Origin of the sequence: Psychrobacter sp. H7-1 (assembly GCF_904846585.1) — a bacterium.
GTDB lineage: Bacteria > Pseudomonadota > Gammaproteobacteria > Pseudomonadales > Moraxellaceae > Psychrobacter > Psychrobacter raelei.
In genome coordinates this window covers 1-2,739 of the sequence record NZ_CAJHBH010000084.1, presented here as the reverse complement: position 1 = coordinate 2,739, position 2,739 = coordinate 1, and the positions used below count along the sequence as shown (strand labels likewise).

General features: G+C 47.4%; 2 protein-coding genes and 1 pseudogene. All 3 read right to left on the bottom strand.

Annotation, left to right across the window (positions count from 1 at the left end; genetic code table 11):
• On the bottom strand, nt 1–1,435 hold a 1,435-nt coding region (locus JMX92_RS13210; RefSeq protein ID WP_201546133.1), incomplete at its 3' end, for an Ig-like domain-containing protein.
• Between the two features lie 63 nt (nt 1,436–1,498).
• The gene (locus tag JMX92_RS13205; RefSeq protein ID WP_201546132.1) at nt 1,499–2,479 is read right to left on the bottom strand and encodes an OmpA family protein; all 981 of its coding nucleotides are present in this window, start codon (nt 2,477–2,479) and stop codon (nt 1,499–1,501) included.
• Nucleotides 2,480–2,629: 150 nt separating this feature from the next.
• Nucleotides 2,630–2,739 (bottom strand): annotated as a pseudogene (locus JMX92_RS13200) (IS5/IS1182 family transposase); the annotation flags it as partial.

Below are 2,739 nucleotides of genomic sequence, written 5' to 3'. Positions count from 1 at the left end.
CAACAGTGAAGTCTTTTGTGGTGTCAGCGCTGCCAGGGTTGCCCGCAGCATCTTCTGTGGTGACACTCGCTTCAATCACGCCATCGGTGTCAGCAACCAACTCGCTACCTGGAACATCGACGCTATAAGTGCCATCAGCGTCAACGGTTGTGGTGTAGTCGGTGTTATTGACGGTGACGGTGACCACATCGCCTGCTTGGAACTCACCGGTGACGGTACCTGTGACAGGGACGTTCTCACCCGCTTCAGCCGCGTTGATAATGTTGTCGTCTGTGAGGTCGTCAACGCTGATCGCTACGACTGGGGCGGTCACATCAACGGTATCGCGTACCGCATCATCCGTGCCAGGCTCAGACTCGTTACCAGCAGGATCTTTGATCGTTGCGGTGACTTCAAGCGCTTCGCCTTCAGTTGGGGCTGGGACGTCAACCACAACACTACCAGCGGTGATGTCCTCTGGGGTAATCTCGGTTTCAACACCGTTAACCACAAGGGTATCACCCGCTTCAGCATCTGCTGGTAAGCCAACAGTGACTGCAACGTTGCCCGCTTCATCAATCTCGTCAGCGGTAATGAAGTCATCCCCATTGCCGATGACGGCGGTTGGTGCGTCAGGGGCGGTTGTATCAACCGTGATGTCTGTAGTGACAGGGGCACTGACGTTGCCAGAAGGATCTTCTTGCGTGGCGGTGATAGTTTCAGGACCTTCACCCATAGCGTCAATGTCAGCTTGGTCAACAGGAACACTCCAAGTACCATCAGGATTAACGGTTGTGGTACCAATGACGTTGCCACTGCCATCAGTTAGTTCAATGGTGGCACCAGGCTCACCGGTTCCTGTGACATTGAAGCCGTCTTCAGCTTCATCGCCATTCACGACATTATCACCAGCAACTGGGCTGTCGATGGTTGGGGCTGTCGGGGCGACGGTATCTTTATTACTATTATTATCGTTACCCATTACGGCAGCAGCGATACCTACACCTGCTAAACCAACTAGCCAAGGAATAGCATTGAAACCTTCTGTAGCACCAACCCACCAAGGTGAGCTTTGTGACTGACCGCCAAGCGCTTGGCCTTCGATTTCGCCTGCTTGTAGTTCAGTTACATAGTCTACTATTTCGCCAGTGTCTGGCACGTAGTAGTAGTAGCTACCGTCTTCGGCTAAGCCGATAAGAGCGCTATCACCACTGTCATAGAATCCTTCGATAACAAGATCTGGAGTGTCACTATCTTCTTCAAATGAAATTTGTAAATCTTTACCTACGCGTTTGGTTACGATGTGATCGGGCGCGCGACCAGTAGCCTGATCGATGAGCTCATAGTTCACTTTCTTGCTAGCTTCGATAACTGTGGGTACGCCGTCTTGGGTAATGACGACATTCTCAGCGATGGTACTCGCTTTGTCGTGGACTTTGACCGTGATGGTATTCATAAGTTTATCCTTTGATTACTGATTCTGAGTAAGGTCATGATAGGTATGCGGTTACTAAAAAGCCTATTGTTCTGATACGACAGTAGCGACAACTCTACGGTTGTTTTGACGCCCTTGTTCAGTGTTGTTGGTATCCACAGGTCTTGATTCGCCATATCCCATAGGGTTCAATTTCATGCTGTCGACGCCATATCTATTCACTAAGATATCTTTGGCGGTATTGGCACGTGCTTGAGAGAGTTTCGAGTTATAACTTTCAGAGCCTTTGCTATCTGTATGACCTTCTAAGATGATATTGTTGTTGGTCGGGCGAGTTCTGATAAAGTCAGCCATTTCACCTAGCTCGGCTGCAGTATTGGCCGTAATTTTGGTGCTATCAAAATCGAATAAGACTGTAAATTGGCGCTCATTTCTGATGGGTAAGTTCTGAGAAGGTGGTGGCACTGGAACGACTACAGCTGGCGGTATAGCGACTGGTTTAGGGGCGCTACAGGCTATAGAAACACGACTGATCTGATGCGTTTGACGCGTCGTTTGGTTCAGCATTGACAAGGCTTGTGCAGTAGAGACTTGCTGAATTGTAGGTACGCCGTTCGCAGAGATATCTACTTTTAGGTAAGTTGTGGTTTGTGGCGTAAAGTTGTAAGTCTTCGCCTGAGCAAGCACTTGACCATTCACGCTGTTCATATTTTGAGCAGTCACCACTTGTGAGTCACTACAGACAACTATGTCTGAGTAATGATTATTCACTAAGCTGACTTGAAAAAAGTTATCTGTGTTAACGCCTACAAGACCATCAGAGCCAATACCTACGACGATAGGTCCAGTTTGAGCTGTGTTATTTTGACGTAAAAGGACAATTCGACTTTCATTGGCTTTTAGCATGCTGTCATTTGGTTGTTGAAAAGCGGCACCACTCTTTTGCCACATCACTTTACTCATTGCGCTATCAGCAGTTGATGGCTGACTAGCACCCATCGTTTGGCAACCTGTCAGACCCATTGCTACTACTAAAGCTGTCGATAATAAAACCTTACTATTCATGTCATTACCTCTCAGTAAACGAAAAATTATGCCTGTATTCTCTGTCCTACACCACGTAAGCAACAGTAGATTAAAACCTTGTTATTCTCATTAATTTCAATTTTTGGTGGTGGTTCAAAAAGTAGGCTGACATTAGGGCGTGTTGAACATTCATAATTTGAGCCAGATATAAGCACAAGCAAGGGCGACCGTATTTTCATAACTCTGCTTGAGCTTATCAAATCTAGTGGCAACCGCCCTATACTGTTTTAGCTTAGCGA

Coding starts and splice junctions, on each gene's coding strand:
- JMX92_RS13205 (WP_201546132.1), bottom strand. CDS start 2,479: ATGAATAGTAAGGTTTTATTATCGACAGCTTTAGTAGTAGCAATGGGT.